Origin of the sequence: Saccharicrinis aurantiacus, assembly GCF_947489045.1 — a bacterium.
Taxonomy (GTDB): domain Bacteria; phylum Bacteroidota; class Bacteroidia; order Bacteroidales; family Marinilabiliaceae; genus Saccharicrinis; species Saccharicrinis aurantiacus.
In genome coordinates this window covers 1-254 of the sequence record NZ_CANLCN010000076.1, presented here as the reverse complement: position 1 = coordinate 254, position 254 = coordinate 1, and the positions used below count along the sequence as shown (strand labels likewise).

General features: G+C 37.8%; 1 tRNA gene. It reads left to right on the top strand.

Features of this window, described 5'->3' with window-relative positions:
• The first annotated feature begins 1 nt into the window (after position 1).
• A tRNA-Lys gene (locus QMO11_RS21890) sits at positions 2 to 74 on the top strand.
• The last annotated feature ends 180 nt before the right edge of the window (positions 75 to 254 follow it).

Here is a 254-nt window from a genome sequence, read left to right as displayed (position 1 = left end):
AGATTCAGTAGCTCAGCTGGTAGAGCACATCCCTTTTAAGGATGGGGTCCTGGGTTCGAACCCCAGCTGAATCACTTTATAAAAAGAGGCTTTTCTTTGCAGAAAAGCCTCTTTTTTGTTTCTATCCTATCCTAAAATAAATTGACAAAAAAAGGCACGGGTCAATGTAGAAAGTTGGGGTCAATGTAGAAAGTTGGGTCTATAAAAGTCTAAGCATATATTTTGGTCAATCTGTAAAGGAAAAATCTTACATC